This is a genomic window from Furfurilactobacillus siliginis, from assembly GCF_001437435.1.
Lineage (GTDB): Bacteria > Bacillota > Bacilli > Lactobacillales > Lactobacillaceae > Furfurilactobacillus > Furfurilactobacillus siliginis.
Window position 1 is genome coordinate 1 of record NZ_JQCB01000046.1, and the last position, 290, is coordinate 290.

Here is a 290-nt window from a genome sequence, read left to right on the forward strand (position 1 = left end):
GTAACGAGTGTGTATCCTGTAATATCTTTGGGTGCGACTTGATAGTCAGGAGATTGGACCGCAATCTTTGAACCTGCTGGATAACCATATGAATACGCTTGTGTTGCTAATTCTTTGCCATCCTTATCCACATAATGCACTGTAACCTTAAATTGTCCTTCTGATCGGGCATTTGATGGTGTTGTGTTAGAACTAATGGTATTTGATGTAACTTTTGTTGCTGTTCCATCGCTTGCAACACTATACTGGGTACCAGTTCCTTGCAGTGTGTTTTTTATGCTTGAATCAGC

Annotated in this window: 1 protein-coding gene; it reads right to left on the reverse strand. The window is 40.7% G+C overall.

Going from position 1 to position 290, the window contains the following annotated elements; translation table 11 throughout:
* Positions 1 to 290: MucBP domain-containing protein (locus IV55_RS10105; RefSeq protein WP_157047473.1), on the reverse strand; the 290-nt coding region annotated here is incomplete at both ends.